Raw genomic sequence first — 14,871 nt, 5'->3', positions numbered from 1 at the left:
ATTTTTCAGTTGTCTAGTTTAAATTTGACCAATCAAAAACTCGATGTTATAACATAGCTATGAACCTGAAAGATTCATACTATTGTTTGAATCTTGTAAAAATTGCTTCACGGCAGGATTTATAAATTACGCCGTTTTCACATCTATTACGTGATAAAAAAGAGCCCCTTTCTGCTATGGTTAAGGTGTCTAAACCAACCAAAAGAAAGGAGTTCTCTTAATAATTAGCTTGCACAAAACCCAAATTAATATCAATTTACCCATCACTATTTCTCACACCGGGGTCAAATATCGAGTGACTCAGGTCTCGTTTTAGTCAAAGAACTGATGAATACCTTCGGTTTTTCTGATACAGCGGATCGACTGCTCCATATCAAGGATAATCAAACCTATCATACGCCTGATAATAGAATTTTTTTGAATAAGCCGATTTTGGATCAAATTTGATAGGTAAGGTGAAAAATAAAAAGGAGAAAAAATCATGAAACCAATTATTGAAGTGAAGAATTACACTAAAAAATATGGGGATTTTACAGCAGTAGATGATGTCTCGTTTGAAGTAGAAGAAGGCAGTATATTTGCCTTTCTGGGACCAAATGGAGCGGGGAAAAGTACAACGATCAATACATTATGTACGATGATGGAAAAAACAGCGGGAACATTGTTGATTGACGGAAAAGATGTCTCAACCGAAAAAGATGCCGTACGTGAAGCAATCGGAGTAGTGTTCCAATCGCAAACATTAGACGAAAAAATGACGGTGAATGAGAACTTGAAAATGCACTGTGCTTTTTACGGGGTACCTAAACAGGAGGTAAAGGATCGAATCAATTTTGTATTAACCCTTATTGATCTACTCGATTGGCAGAATAAAAGTGTGTCTAGTCTTTCAGGCGGAATGAAACGACGAGTAGAAATAGCTCGCGCGTTGTTGCATTATCCAAAAGTTTTATTTTTAGATGAACCAACAAGCGGCCTGGATCCGCAAACGCGAAATAGGATGTGGGAATACATTACCAGGCTACAAAAGGAAAAAAATATCACTATTTTTCTGACTACACATTATATGGATGAAGCAGAAATTTGTGATCATGTAGCCATTATGGATAATGGAAAAATAATGGTAAACGATACACCTGAAAACTTGAAACGGCTTTACACGAAAGATAAAGCCATCGTAAAAGTGAGTAATCTGGATGTTTTTGAAGCAGCGTTGAAAAGGGATGGCTACACGTATAAAAAAGAAAAAGAAACTTTTTATATCGATATAGATGTAGATACAGTTCAACATTTTCTGCAGTTTGTCGGACAGTTCAAAAATGAATTAAAAGATCTGGAAATCAAAAAAGGGACACTGAATGACGTCTTCTTAGAAATCACAGGTAAAGAAATTAGAGAGGAGGCCACAGAATGAGAACAATCACTGCACTATGGCTCAGAAACATCAGAGGATTCGTTCGTGATCGAGTCAAACTCATCACATCATTAGTCATTCCCTTTTTTTTCCTTTATGTTTTCAAGTCTATTTTTCAAACAGATCAAGTAGAAGATCCAACCGCTTTCTTACTTGCAGGGATTATTGTAGCAACGGTATTCCAAACCTCTTTGAATATTGCGACTTCGACAATCGATGATACTGTTTCAGGTTATATGAAAGAAATCTTAGTGAGTCCGACCAGTCGTTTTCAAGTAGCCCTGGGACAAATTTTATCAGCGGCTACAATAGCGACCACACAAGGGATTTTGATACTGATACTCGGTTTCTTTACTGGCTTGAGCTTTGACTATTGGTATACCATCATTTATGTCTTATTGTCCTTGATGCTAGTCGGATTAGTTTTTTCAGGATTAGGCTTATTCTTAGCTTCAATGGTCAAAAGCTCTTCCACTTTTCAAGTCGTACAACAAGCTGTCGTCCTTCCATTTACTTTCTTATCCGGAGCATATATCCCACTTGCCTTTTTACCTGACGTTCTTCGATTTATTGCGTATTTCAATCCCATGACCTATACGACAGCTTTCTTTAGAACCATCATGCTAGAAAAAGGCGGATTGACACAAACAGAATGGGTGGAACTGGGTTTGGCCTTTGATTTCAATGGCTTCATAGTAACACCTTGGATGAGTGGAATCATCATTACAGCTTTTGGCACGTTATTCTTATTTTTGGCGACGAACTCCTTTGTTCGAGCAGACTTCAATAAGATATCGCGTAGTCCATTAGGTGGAAGATAAAGAGAAATTTTTTCTCTTACCGTGAGCGGGCTTCTTCAGGAATTCAGTGGTTTATAAAGAAAAGAACAGATAAGAAAAAGACTAGTCAGGGATGCAGGTTAAAACTTGGATTCGATAGAAAGTTAGCATCCGTTAGTACCAGCAAACAATTTTTATCTAGCTTAATTTGACAAATCAGACCTTTTTTCAATTATAAAATTAAATCAAGCCACCGAAAACGCAGTTTGTATTCTGTATTTTCGGTGGCCATATTTGACATGCTCTATTAGTTATTTGAATTGCTAACCGAACTTTTTACGTTTGAGAAAAAATCGATGTTTTTCAACTGACATCTTCTAGGCAACGAATGTATTAATTGTTAACAAGATTATCTGCAGGCAATTTCCAGTTGGTTTTATCACCAAGCTCACTTTCGTCGATACTATTGAAATATCTGGTTAAGAACTCATTTGGAAGATGTTTCTCCCATGATGCTATAATCTGCTCATCGTATACTTCTTCAGTAAGTGTCCCATTAAAGTAATGTGTATTGAAATCAATGGCGAATGCAATCATCCGTTTCTTTTCTGTGGTGTCTATATCAAGAGATTCTATGCTTTCAAGAAATTTCAACTCAGTTGTCTCTTCAAAAAATGTTTTGGAGTAGGATGAGAAATTCAATAAATTCTCATCTGTACTGCCTTTATTTTCTGCCCATAACGAGACATCGACCGGTTGTGTCGAATAGGCCATTGATAAATCTTTATTAATTTGAAGCGTGGCAAATCGATTGGGTGTGATCGCCATACTGGACGTAGCTATTTCAGTTACGCCTTCATTTTCAATAATATTTTGCAAGTGCAAGTGACCGCTTAGATGCAGCTGAACATTATATTTCTGATATAATGCAGCTAGTTCATCTGCTCTTCCCATTTTATAACCAGACTGAAAAAGACGATTATGAATGTTTAAGTTCTGGTGACTAACACCCAAAACGGTAGCAGAAGATTCCTCCGCGAGAACTAATTGTTCCTCAACCCACTCGAGCGTCTTTTCGGGAATTTCTCCGTTTAAATTATATCCATTCACGTCAAGCATCAGCACCCATACTTTATCAGTCATTTGCGCAACATAACTCAAAGAAGATGTGTCTTTCGATAACGCCTGCTTATAGCCAAATTCGTCATACAGTTCTAAAAATTCTTCACTGTCTACTGCTGCAGACTCGTAAATACCTTCATTATCGAAGCTATAAGCCTTTCCACCGATATCATGATTACCAGGGATAACGAATACTGGGATATTAGCCTCAACGATAGGTTCAAGTAATTCAATCAACCCTTCATGACTCTTTTTATGTCCATTCAATGTCAGATCTCCACTCAATATCACGGAATTCGGGTTCATTGCCACTACATCCGCAACAAAAGCTTCTGTGATTGCTGGAGTATAATGGGTCAGCTTCCCGTCAGAATTCTGGATTAGATTCATAAAGTAGTCGCCATAGTCTGTCAGTTCCGGTGATAAATAGTGTAAATCACTGGTAATCACTATAGAAATATCATCATGAGGGACGACCTGCTCGTTCATTTCAGTTTCAATATCAGATTGACAGGCTGTCAAAAAGAAGGATAATCCTAAAGCCAATACAATTAACCGTCTTTTCATTTCGTCTATTCTCCATTCATTACAACAACTTTTCCTAAACTATTGTTACTTTCTAAATAACGATATGCTTTTGAATTATACGTTTGTTCTTTATTAATATACAGTTGATACTTTTTAACTAAATTTGTAATCTCTTCTCCATCGATAACGACTATTTCATATTAAAAAAATATGCGTTGTTTATTCTGATATTTACTAACCATCCTATGCTAGTTTTTCCTATAATATTAGTGTGCTAATAGCTAACTTTATACTTTTGTTCTTTTTTGACAATTATTGCTTTATATGCAAAAAGCACACTTATCATATGGAGCACCTTGTTTTGTTATACCATGTTGTGCCTTCAATGATCATTAACAGTATTCTTAGATATAAATTAAATTCAGTAAATTCTCTTAAACATTCTACAGTTTTAATCAGTAACTGCATTATTTTATTATAAAAACTGTTATTGTCGAACGAACCGCTGTAAGAATATCTACTAAGTATTTTTATTTTAGATTTTTTTCCATACCAATACTATTTTAATGAATCTCTATTTCTTTCAGTATCTAAAATGAGTTTTATAAAAAGTTCATATGCTTTTTCTTCCGTGTCTAATATATAAATAATTTCAGTACGCGCTGTAACTAATTTAATTTCAAAAAAATTTTTTTCTATAATGACTTGTCCATTTGTATACATTTCTCGACCCCTTCCTTGTCTATTATTAATATAGATGAAAAAAGAGTAAACTCGTTTATTTAATTACAATATTTTGTCATAATTATTATTACTAAAAACAAGTGTTTTTGGGAACTGAGTTTATACAAAAACAAAAACAATAAAAACTCTTTTAAAATCAGCTTTTTTAACATTACCAAAATACGTTCCCATAATGATTACCAAATACCATTACAAATAAGACGTTTAATGATATACTTAAAAGGATACAGTGTTATCTTTTTTTGTTAAATATATTTACATATATTAATAGAAGAAACTTTTTAAAGAGGTGGAATTATGCGGATTGCTTATGCTCGAGTATCAACAGATAAACAAGAACTCTACCGTCAATTAGACGCATTAGAAAGAGTTGGATATGATAAACTCATTCAAGAGAAATTTACAGGTACACAAAAAAAACGCGCAGGTTTAGATAGCTTATTTAATACAGTTCGATTAGGGGATATCGTTATTATTGAATCGATTAGTCGTTTAGGTAGAAAAACGCTAGATATTCTGTCTACGGTTGAAGAACTTAAAGAACAAGGAGTAGAAGTTATTTCGTTAAAAGAGAATTTAGATACCTCTACTCCAACAGGTCAAGCTATGTTTCAGATGATGGCCGTAATTGCTCAATTGGAACGTGATTTGACGGTACAGCGAGTGAATGAAGGCTTAGCATCCGCTAAAGCACGTGGAGTGAAGCTTGGTAGACCACTAATGGACAAACAAAAGGTAAAAGATGCTTTACGCTTATATGATTCGGGACATTATTCGGTTAAAGACATTATACGGATCACTGGTATCTCTCAAGGATCATTATATAGAAAGATAAAAGAGAGAGAATTGAAAAATTTCAATTAAACTAATTAAATTAACTGAATAAAAAAATTTTAATACCAACAAAACTGCAGTTAGAATATTTCCATTTATTTAAAATAAATTATTTTTTAAGGCACACATTAAAAATGTTATACTATGCTTATAGAGATAAAAGAGAGTAGAGAAAAATAAATATGAATAGAGAAGTTATAAACCCTAGGTACAGATCAAACGATGTTTCATTATTATATAAATATTATGCTGGTTTTTCTACAGAATTTGTAACAAATATTTTATTAAATTACCCTGTTAAGAATATGAACATACTTGATCCATGGAATGGTAGTGGAACAACTTCCAGAGTTGCAGCATCTTTGGGAGAGAATTATATTTATGGGTTTGATATTAATCCTGCTATGGCAGTTATCTCTGCTGCTGAAATGTTGGAGTTCAATGAATACAAAGAAATTAGTTTCAATGCTACCCGTCATTTTAGCAATAAAGATATTATAGGAGACCCATTAGAAAGTTGGTTTACTAGAACTTCTGTTAGAAATATTCGAAATCTTGAAATGGAGTTTCGTAATAGCTTATCCCATAAAAATAAATCCTCATCAAATTATTTTATTTTAAAAAAAAATTTTTGTTTTGATAATTCAGTAAATAATAGATTGCTAGCATTCTATTATCTTATTCTTTTTGAGACAGTAAAAAAAATCTCTGGAAAATTTAGGTCTTCAAATCCTACATGGATTAAAGTTGCAAAAAAACAAGACGAGAAAATAAAAATATCCCAAAAAGAATTTGAAAATTATTTTGTAAAAGAACTCAGAGAAAAAACAAAAATTTTAAAGAATAGACCAAAAATTATATCAAAAAATATTAATCTAAAAGTTGCAGATTCAAGAAACATACCTCTAGAGGATAGCAGTATTGATTTGATAATCACTTCTCCTCCATATTGTACAAGAATTGATTATACGATTAGCACAAGACTAGAATTAGCTATTTTAGGTATTAGTAACGATAGCCAGTTTGAAGAACTAAGAAAAAAAATGATTGGTACAACAAAAATATTAAGTGAATCTAATCAAGATATGTTAAATTTTAGTATAACAGCACAAAAATTTATTTATTCTGTTAATCTTCATCAATCTAAAGCTTCTAAAACGTATTACAGGCGTCAATACATGCAGTATTTTGAAGGCATCAATCATTCTATTTCTGAAATTAATAGAGTGAGCAAAACTAATGCAAAAGTTTACATTGTCGTACAAGACTCTTTCTATAAAGATATTTATTTAGATTTAGCTTTAGTTTTCAAAGAAATTTTTGAAAACTACAACTGGAGTCTTTTGTTAAAGAAAGACTTTGAAAAGAAAAATACCATGGTTAGCATAAATAAAAATACTAAAAATTATAGGAATATTACTAAACCAAAAGAAACTGTGCTTGTTTTTGAGAGGAGTATATAATGACAATTGAAGGAATAGATTTAATTAAGAAGGTTGAGGAAAATATTAATTCTATACGAACAAGATCTCTAGATCTTTCTTTTAACGAATTACTAGATATGCATTCTAATGGAGAATTAATTATTCAACCAGAATTTCAAAGACTTTTTAGATGGTCAGTGGGGAAACAATCTCGCTTTATTGAGTCTCTTTTGTTAGAGCTACCTATCCCACCAATATTTGTTATTGAATTGGAGGAAGGAATCTATGAGTTAATAGACGGATTACAGCGTATATCATCATACCTTAACTTTCGTGGTAAATTAGAAGAGGGTACACAGTTAACTTTGGTTGATTGTGATATTGTTGAAGACTTAAATGGATTAACATATGATACACTGCCTAAGCCTTTAGAAATAAAATTAAAAAGAAATTTTATTCGGGTAGAAATTTTGAGAAAAGAAAGTGATTCTCGTTTAAGATATTATATGTTTAAAAGACTCAATACTGGTGGAGAAGTTTTAAGTGATCAAGAGTTAAGAAATAGTACAATTAGATTATTAGATTCTGAATTTAATGAATTTTTAATTACCTTAAGTAATAACGAATCTTTTAAAGAGACCATCAAAAATATAAGCCTTACAAAATTAAACAGTAAATACAATGAGGAATTAGCTTTAAGATTTTTATCATTAAAAAATAACATTGGTAACTATCTTCATGACGTAAGTGATTTTTTAACTGAATACATGGAATACGCAACTACAGAATTACTAGAAAAGAATTACGATATCAGTAAAGAAAGAGAAATATTCAATAAAACATTTAGAATTCTTAATAAAACTATGGGTAATCAAGTTTTTGGAAGACTCTCTGCAAATGGTAATGCTACTAGTGGATTTTCAGTGTATAATTTTGAGTCATTCTCACTTGGAATACAATCGTCACTTGACTTAATTAATGATGAAAATGACGATGAAATAAATAATCTAAAAATACTATTTATGGAAATTAAAGCTGACGAAGAGTTTCGACGATTAACAACAGGTGGAGGTAAAAATGCTATTAATCCTTTAAATGATAGGATTGGTTTCGTAGAATCAAAGGTAAAAAAATTATATGGACAAAATTGATATTATTAGTCAAATAGAGGAGGAACTCACCTGGAGATTTGAGGAGCTAGTTTTTTTCAAAAATCAGCTTTCACTAATAGAAAAAGAAGAAGAACAAAATAGATATAGAAAATCATTAGTAGTAATGCTCTACTCTTATTATGAAGGATTCTGTAAATCTGCTTTCCAGATATATATCCAGACTATTAATTTAGAACAAGTAACTAGAGCTGATGTCAATTTATCTATTAGAACATCTTCACTTCATGAAGTTTTTTTAGCTGTTGGAAATGATTCAAAAAGAGACTCTAGATTCAAAAAGGAATTACCTGAAGACAGTAAATTACACAAATATTCACGTCAAGCAACTTTTGTTAATGAGTTTACTAATTTTTTAACTGAAACTGTAAATATACCCGAAAGTATTGTAGATACTGAATCAAACTTAAAGGCTGTTGTATTGAAAAAAATTTTATATCGCTTAGGATTTCCTTTTGAAGAACTAGATATTTCAGAAAACACTATTAATAAGCTTCTTGGCTATAGAAATGCAATTTCTCATGGATCAAGAAAGCGGGGAATAACTGAACCTGATTACGAAGGGTTAGAATCTAATGTTAAAGAACTAATGAATAATATTCGTAAAATAATAAATGAGGCAATTCGTTGCGACTCTTACTTAGAGACCACAAGATAATATTTATGCGGTTCTTTAAACTGGAGATTAAAAAAATCAGAATACTATGGATTACATTAATATTTTGATTTTTCAATTAGAGCCTAAATTTTTAGATGAAGTATTTATTAAAAAAAAATGAAAACAAAAATGCTATCAATAATTGTATGGAGTTCGAAACGCATATATTTATAATCCATTTAATTCACACAATAAAGATATTTATGAATACTGTCTTTATTGATAAAAGACTATTATTTAGTCAAAGTGGTACATTTAAATATATATTTGGAAATTTTCATTACAATACAAAACAACTATTTCATTTTTGATTGATTATATCATTATTGATTAACTGAGCTAAATTTCTTTGACGAAGAATATATTGGATGTTTTCTTTATCATATTCTGTTTTTATATTAATTTCAGATCTTACTTTTCGAGAAAATAACTCTATTTCTTCTGAAGTTGGTTCTATTAATTTTGATAATTCTGGATAGTCTTTTATTATTTTATTTTGTACTATTGTTTCTTCTTTCTCACTTTGATAAATCACTATGTTTTTTTTAGCATGTTCACTTGAGTAATTGTCATAACTAGTAAAAGAATTCGGAGCAGTGTTAATCATATAGTCAACTAAGTATTCAAATGTATCTTCTAACATTCCGTAATATGATAAAGGACGTTGGTTACCACTGCTATTTTTAATAAACCTATAATTGGGAACAACAGTATGGTGTCTAGCTTCATCAAGAGATACTATCAATATAGAAATAATCGTTAGATTTCTATATTTTAATTTTAAGTAATTCCATCCCATTCTTACTTTAATTTGATCAATACTTAATGCTTCTACCTCATTTCGATTTTGATCATCATCCTCCATCGAAATAAAAAAATCTGGATTTAAATTATATACAAAACCCATATTTTCTTCTTGTTCTATATAAGACCAATTAGTTATATCCTTTAGCACATATTTATATTGCTCCTGGATAGGAACATTCAAATGAAATTGTTTTCGCCATAAATATTGAACTTGATAAAAGTTTGTAGTTTCATTAACTGGGGTATTTACATCTCCTATCCGAGAAAAAATCTGTCCTGGAGTAAGAGGCTTACCTTGCCCTTTTCGAGGATATTTTGAAGACAAATAAACAGGAACGTCATTTGTGTTCGGAATCACTATAATGTCAATCTCATGTCCTTCTAATTCTATACTTTGAACATAAATTTTAGGAATAGCATCATTCGCAATAGGCAAGTGGCTGATAAAATCAATCATATTTTGTTGATTCATTCGATTAAAATCTTCTTCTACTCCAATAATTGTTTGCTGATCAGTTACTCCTAATATTAGATAACATGATTCATTATGTACTGTATTTACAAAACTGAAAATATCTCTCACCATTTCAGATTTTTGTCCCTCTTTATACCATTCTTGTTTAAAATCATGCCGGTCATCTTCAGGTGAATTAATTAATTTAATAACCACCTCTCGATTAATTAATTCATACATAATAAAAATCTCCTTTCCTTCAAATACTCTTTACATCATATGTATTAAATTGTGAATGGTTTGTTTATTAAATATTTCAATATTATTACCGATATTATTATTATATAATGCATGTTTTTTATATTATCATATATATGAGGTCGGTATTATTAACTATCTTGAATTAAAAAGGATGTTTTAAGTATCAATAATTATTACTATTTAGTTGAAAGAATTGCTAAACAAAGTTTTCAAAGTAACAAATTAACATTAAATAAGTTTACTTATTTTATAAAAAACAACAAATTAGTTTCTAGTATTTTTATCCTTATGGAGCTGTCATTAATAATAATGCTTGTATTAATAATGTTTGACAAGCAATTAGATAATTTTATCTGGGGTCTTCCTCTTATAGCAATAATTTGTTTATTATTTCTATATTACAAAACGAATAAGTTAGAAAGAAATTTGATTACTCCTCATAATGAACTTATCCTTTTCAAACAGTTATTAGAAAAACAAGGATTTAATCAAAAAGAAGATATAGAAATGCTACAAAATCAAATTGAAAAATATTTAACTGAAGAAAAAAATGCTATTCTTACTTCTTTTAATTTTATATCAAAAGTTTTTTTCTTTTTATTTTGGGTTCCTGCAGGCTTCCTTTTAAACCTATTTTTCTCTCAGCAAAACGAAATTTTATATGAGAACGATTTGTTCCTCATTATAGTATCATTATTGACTGTTACGATTACTGTAATAGCCCTACTTATCATAGTTATGCCTATAATCAGAACATCAACTTATTCAAATAAAAAGCAAATTTTTCTTTATTTAGAAGATGTTAAATACTACTATGCCGGTTGTACGTTAGAGACTAATGAATACAGTCGATTTTAATAATTTTATAATTATAATAGTATCAAACCAACTTACATTAATATACAATAATCTATACTTCGACTAAAAAAATTTTATTACATAAGTTGATTACTTTATAATTTTGACTATCAATATTCTTTAACTGTTAAGATTCCTTTATTAAATTATTAAACAAGTGAATCATCGATTTCTAAATATATCTCTAAGTATCTTTAAATTATTATCCAGTTTAACATGACATAGTAGTAAGTAAAAAAGAGCTATACAACAATCAATCATGGTTGTTGTATAGCTTTTTATGTTGAAACTGTACTTGTATTGATAGCTAGCATCCTTTACATTCTAGTAGTCAGTTTCCCACCTTGCATAGCTGATTTACTATATTCTGTTCTATACCACATACTCCATAATACACTGGATCCTCATCTTTACACTGTTTTAATTTTTCATAAAATTATAGTCAATAACCTTGAGTTATAACTACGTAGAGTCAAACTTTAAAATAGAACTATCTTAATAACGCTTACTTTTATCTTCACATATATTATCTTTATTTATTATATGAGTACTTTAAGTGTATATGTTATATATTGAGGGTACATAATAATTATAGACAGCAATGCTTAAATCGAAGACCTAGTATATGTAAGCCGGACATAGCGATTAAAAATACAGATAACCCGACACAATTAAAAAGGTATATATTTTAGGAGTCAACACTAATATCACATAAAAAACAGGGGGGAACATATATGAGTAAATATAAAAAAGAATGGTCACCAGAAATTAAAAATTACGTCGATAACATGTCTACAGAAGAATTTTCAGATATGATAGATGACATATATCAAAAAGGAGATCAAGCTCAAAAAGATCGCATTAACAAATTCATTGAAGATGAAACAGACGAGAATATTTCCCATGGTAAAATTTAAATAATTTAAACTAAAAAGTATGGACACTAGGGATAGAACTAACTTGCCCATACTTTTTTTAACCGTCTAAAAATTTGTCAGACACTTATAATCTATAAGAAAAAAATATTTATTAAGGTCCTAAATATATGAAATTTATACTAGAGGTTAAATTTTCTTCCTTAATCAATCATGAACATATCAATTTCATTTGTTCCTTCAAATATTTTTTCTTTCTCAGTAAGTTCAATTATTTTATCGGTCTCAAACACCTTGCTTTTATAGATTGAAGCAATGATTATTTGGTTTTTTGGAAACTCTTCATGAATTAATGAGAATATTTTCTCAATATTCTTATTTGTCATTTCTCTACCACTTGGTGAATCCAAGACGATGGGAAGTTGAAAACCTAAATATTCTTGCAAGACTTTAATATAAGCTAATTTATAACTTACAACTAATTTATGAAGAACCGTACCTGAAAATCCTTTCAATTTATTAGTGAAAAGGAAATTCTTTCTGTCTTTAATATATTTTTCCACTCCTAAACGTTCTGAATAAACAAGAACAAGCTCGTTCATCTTATCGATAACTTCTGAGTTGTTTGATAAGATACTATCGATTTGTACTTGCAGTGATTTAATTTCATTTTTAAGTAACTCGATATGATAATTAACATCTTCTTCATTTATCTCAATTTGTTCAATTAAAGTATCAGCTTTTTTAGAATTATATTCTGTATTTAAAATTTCTCCTTGTCCACTTAAGTTCATTAGTTGAACTTGGTCTTTTTCTATATCTTTATCAATATTTGCCAGTTTTTCCTTTAGTAGCCATTTCCTTGCATCTAAAAAATTATAAGAAGAATTATAGTTTATAATAGTATTTTTATTAACAGAAATATTTTCACCACTCACTTCGGCACTGACTTCTAGCTCCATTTTTTCAATAATTTTCATTAAATCTTTATTTTGCTTAATAGACTTATTCACTTCTTTAAGTTGATTTTCGATAATTTTTTTTTCACTTCCAAGAATTGATAGCTCATCAGTCAATATTTTAACTTCACTTCTTGGTACTTGTAATTCTGATTCTAAATATACTGATTTATATGAACTAATTATTTTCAAACCTTTGTACTTTTCTTTTTGCTGTTTCTTATACTTAAGTTGTTGCTTCAGAATTTCAACATCAGAATTTGTTAGACCTTCAATTAGTGTCTCAATATTAAACTGAATATTGCCAATGACTTTTCCTCGATTTAATAATGTCCAACCTTTATCTTGATCTAAATATATTGATCCGATAATATTATTTAAGACTCTTAAGTCATCGGTTCCAAAAATATAGGCTAATGCATGTTCATGTTCTAGTGGTAGGAAATAACTTAAAGTTTTGTCACCAGTTAGCATGCTCATCTTACTATTATGTCTCTGAATAATAATTGGACCTTTTAAGGAATTTATTTCTAATTCTAAGTGTAAATTTTTGAATTGGATTGATTCAGTTCCTGGAATTGGATACCCTATGCTGTAGAAAAGCATACGAAGTAGAGTTGACTTACCTACACTATTATCTTTTGAATAAATAAGTGTTGTACTCTCATGGAAATCAAATCGTCTTACTTTCTCCTTATATTCAATTTTTAAACTGATAAATTTCATAAGCCACTCTCCTCCTTAACTTTAGTAATTAATCTTTTACTTATTAATATTCTCCACATTACAAGTTTTACAACTAACTCTTGAATTTCTAAATTACCAATAAATATTTTTGGCTGAAATACTTCCCAGTATGAGTCAATATACGTAAAGATTCTTTTGTTTGCTTTATAATTCGAAAGATCTCCCCTTCTTACTAGTTTATTATAGTCATTAATAATCAAGTTTGAGATTTCAAAAGTATTAGCTAAACTGTCTATTAATGAGTGGTAAGCCTCACTGACCTCTAAGACTAGCTCATCTTCAAGTTCAAAATAATCAACAAATTCCGATTGATCTTTAGTTTTTTCTGTAAGTTCTACAATCAAGGGCCATAAAAACATTTCTTTTGTTAAAGATTGTCTGTTTATTTGAGTTTGATGAAACCTAGAATGCCAAATTCTATATACATCTCCACGAAAAGGCGTATAACTTATATTAATTTTCCCAAGAAATTTATTTATCTCATTATATACAAGAGAGTAACGGGTTTCTTCATCTTGAGTATTAAGAAATTTATGGAAATGAATTTCAAGTTTATTTAAATCAAAGTCTGGATTATTTTTTGCGTGACTTAGGACAAAACTGTCTATCAAGGTTGAATCCTTAAGTTCTTCATAAGAATATATGGAGGACGTTGCACCTAAAGGCCAATAAGCCTTGCTATTACTCTCACGTTTTCCAAATGGATAATAAGTATTAGATACATAAATTATTTTCTCTACATCCTTTTGACTAGAGTCTTCATCTAATGTAACTAACCCTTCTTTAAATTTATCAGAATTTCCTTTTTCTTCCAAAGGCTCCACAACAGACTTAGCTTGAGCATATATGTATTTCCCATTATTCAATTCCAACTCTATGTCTTCAAGTGGTCCTTCAATAGCAATTTTTTTTACATTTTTTAAGTTTCTCAATGTTATTATCAGTCCAGCAATAACTTGAAACTCAAATCCAAATACTGTCGGTAATGCATTTCTTTTCGATACCATTTTTTGCAACATTTCTATCTTCTCCTTAACAAACAATTTTCAATTTTAAGATTCAATACCATATTGTATAGATGATTATACCAATACAAAAAATTTGAAATAGCTTTTGAGTTAGATGAATAATTCTTTTAATTTTCATTTATATGATTTACGAGATAGAAAAGAGTTTAATGGAAAAAACACTTCTAATCTTATTAAGCATAAAACCCTGAAAATAAATAGTTAAAGCAT

General features: G+C 30.0%; 13 protein-coding genes and 1 pseudogene. 9 read left to right on the top strand and 5 right to left on the bottom strand.

All coding sequences use genetic code 11. The features are described from left to right. Window positions 1-220: 220 nt before the first annotated feature. From BP17_RS13595 to BP17_RS00605, 3 genes and pseudogenes are all read left to right on the top strand, one after another. Window positions 221-444, top strand: a pseudogene (locus BP17_RS13595) (IS1380 family transposase); the annotation flags it as partial. Window positions 445-481: 37 nt separating this feature from the next. Then, window positions 482-1,414 carry an ABC transporter ATP-binding protein gene (locus BP17_RS00610; RefSeq protein WP_035050939.1) on the top strand — a complete coding sequence of 311 codons (933 nt, stop codon included), beginning with the start codon at window positions 482-484 and terminating at the stop codon, window positions 1,412-1,414. Continuing rightward, window positions 1,411-2,235, top strand: coding sequence for an ABC transporter permease (locus BP17_RS00605; protein WP_035050938.1), 825 nt, complete (start codon window positions 1,411-1,413; stop codon window positions 2,233-2,235). The genes BP17_RS00610 and BP17_RS00605 overlap by 4 nt, the downstream gene beginning before the upstream one ends. 351 nt (window positions 2,236-2,586) lie before the next feature. Here BP17_RS00605 and BP17_RS00600 read toward each other — a convergent pair whose 3' ends face one another. Both BP17_RS00600 and BP17_RS13335 read right to left on the bottom strand, forming a co-directional pair. Further along, window positions 2,587-3,882 carry a metallophosphoesterase gene (locus BP17_RS00600; protein WP_051910393.1) on the bottom strand — a complete coding sequence of 432 codons (1,296 nt, stop codon included), beginning with the start codon at window positions 3,880-3,882 and terminating at the stop codon, window positions 2,587-2,589. A 519-nt stretch (window positions 3,883-4,401) separates the two neighbouring features. After that, on the bottom strand, window positions 4,402-4,566 hold the full coding sequence (locus BP17_RS13335; protein WP_156955983.1) for a hypothetical protein: 165 nt from the start codon (window positions 4,564-4,566) through the stop codon (window positions 4,402-4,404). 318 nt (window positions 4,567-4,884) lie between these two features. Between BP17_RS13335 and BP17_RS00595 the strand changes: the two genes are divergently transcribed. From BP17_RS00595 to BP17_RS00580, 4 genes are all read left to right on the top strand, one after another. After that, on the top strand, window positions 4,885-5,451 hold the full coding sequence (locus tag BP17_RS00595; protein ID WP_035050937.1) for a recombinase family protein: 567 nt from the start codon (window positions 4,885-4,887) through the stop codon (window positions 5,449-5,451). Between the two features lie 152 nt (window positions 5,452-5,603). Continuing rightward, the gene (locus BP17_RS00590) at window positions 5,604-6,884 is read left to right on the top strand and encodes a DNA methyltransferase (RefSeq protein ID WP_035050936.1); all 1,281 of its coding nucleotides are present in this window, start codon (window positions 5,604-5,606) and stop codon (window positions 6,882-6,884) included. Further along, window positions 6,884-7,996 carry a DUF262 domain-containing protein gene (locus BP17_RS00585; RefSeq protein WP_035050935.1) on the top strand — a complete coding sequence of 371 codons (1,113 nt, stop codon included), beginning with the start codon at window positions 6,884-6,886 and terminating at the stop codon, window positions 7,994-7,996. Before BP17_RS00590 ends, BP17_RS00585 begins: the two co-directional genes overlap by 1 nt. Beyond that, complete coding sequence (locus BP17_RS00580) at window positions 7,983-8,672, top strand: MAE_28990/MAE_18760 family HEPN-like nuclease (protein ID WP_035050934.1); 690 nt, start codon at window positions 7,983-7,985, stop codon at window positions 8,670-8,672. The genes BP17_RS00585 and BP17_RS00580 overlap by 14 nt, the downstream gene beginning before the upstream one ends. Window positions 8,673-8,973: 301 nt before the next feature. Here BP17_RS00580 and BP17_RS00570 read toward each other — a convergent pair whose 3' ends face one another. Continuing rightward, window positions 8,974-10,173 (bottom strand): AlbA family DNA-binding domain-containing protein, encoded by a 1,200-nt coding sequence (locus BP17_RS00570; RefSeq protein WP_051910392.1) that lies wholly within the window; start codon window positions 10,171-10,173, stop codon window positions 8,974-8,976. Window positions 10,174-10,503: 330 nt separating this feature from the next. Here BP17_RS00570 and BP17_RS00565 point away from each other — a divergent pair, with 330 nt between their 5' ends. After that, window positions 10,504-11,052, top strand: a complete 549-nt coding sequence (locus BP17_RS00565; protein ID WP_035050932.1) for a hypothetical protein — start codon at window positions 10,504-10,506, stop codon at window positions 11,050-11,052. 734 nt (window positions 11,053-11,786) lie between these two features. Beyond that, entirely contained in the window at window positions 11,787-11,969 is a 183-nt protein-coding gene (locus tag BP17_RS00560) for a hypothetical protein (RefSeq protein WP_035050931.1), read from the top strand. 161 nt (window positions 11,970-12,130) lie between these two features. On the opposite strand, the gene BP17_RS00555 is transcribed toward BP17_RS00560, so the two are convergent. Both BP17_RS00555 and BP17_RS00550 read right to left on the bottom strand, forming a co-directional pair. Beyond that, window positions 12,131-13,612, bottom strand: a complete 1,482-nt coding sequence (locus BP17_RS00555; RefSeq protein ID WP_035050930.1) for a hypothetical protein — start codon at window positions 13,610-13,612, stop codon at window positions 12,131-12,133. Next, a complete protein-coding gene (locus tag BP17_RS00550) occupies window positions 13,609-14,652 on the bottom strand; it encodes a hypothetical protein (protein ID WP_035050929.1) in 1,044 nt (347 codons plus the stop codon). Before BP17_RS00550 ends, BP17_RS00555 begins: the two co-directional genes overlap by 4 nt. Between the last annotated feature and the right edge of the window lie 219 nt (window positions 14,653-14,871).

It is taken from the genome of Carnobacterium pleistocenium FTR1, assembly GCF_000744285.1.
In the GTDB taxonomy this organism is placed as follows: domain Bacteria; phylum Bacillota; class Bacilli; order Lactobacillales; family Carnobacteriaceae; genus Carnobacterium_B; species Carnobacterium_B pleistocenium.
Note: the sequence above shows the minus strand (reverse complement) of the source record. Positions and strands in the feature narration are given on the sequence as shown.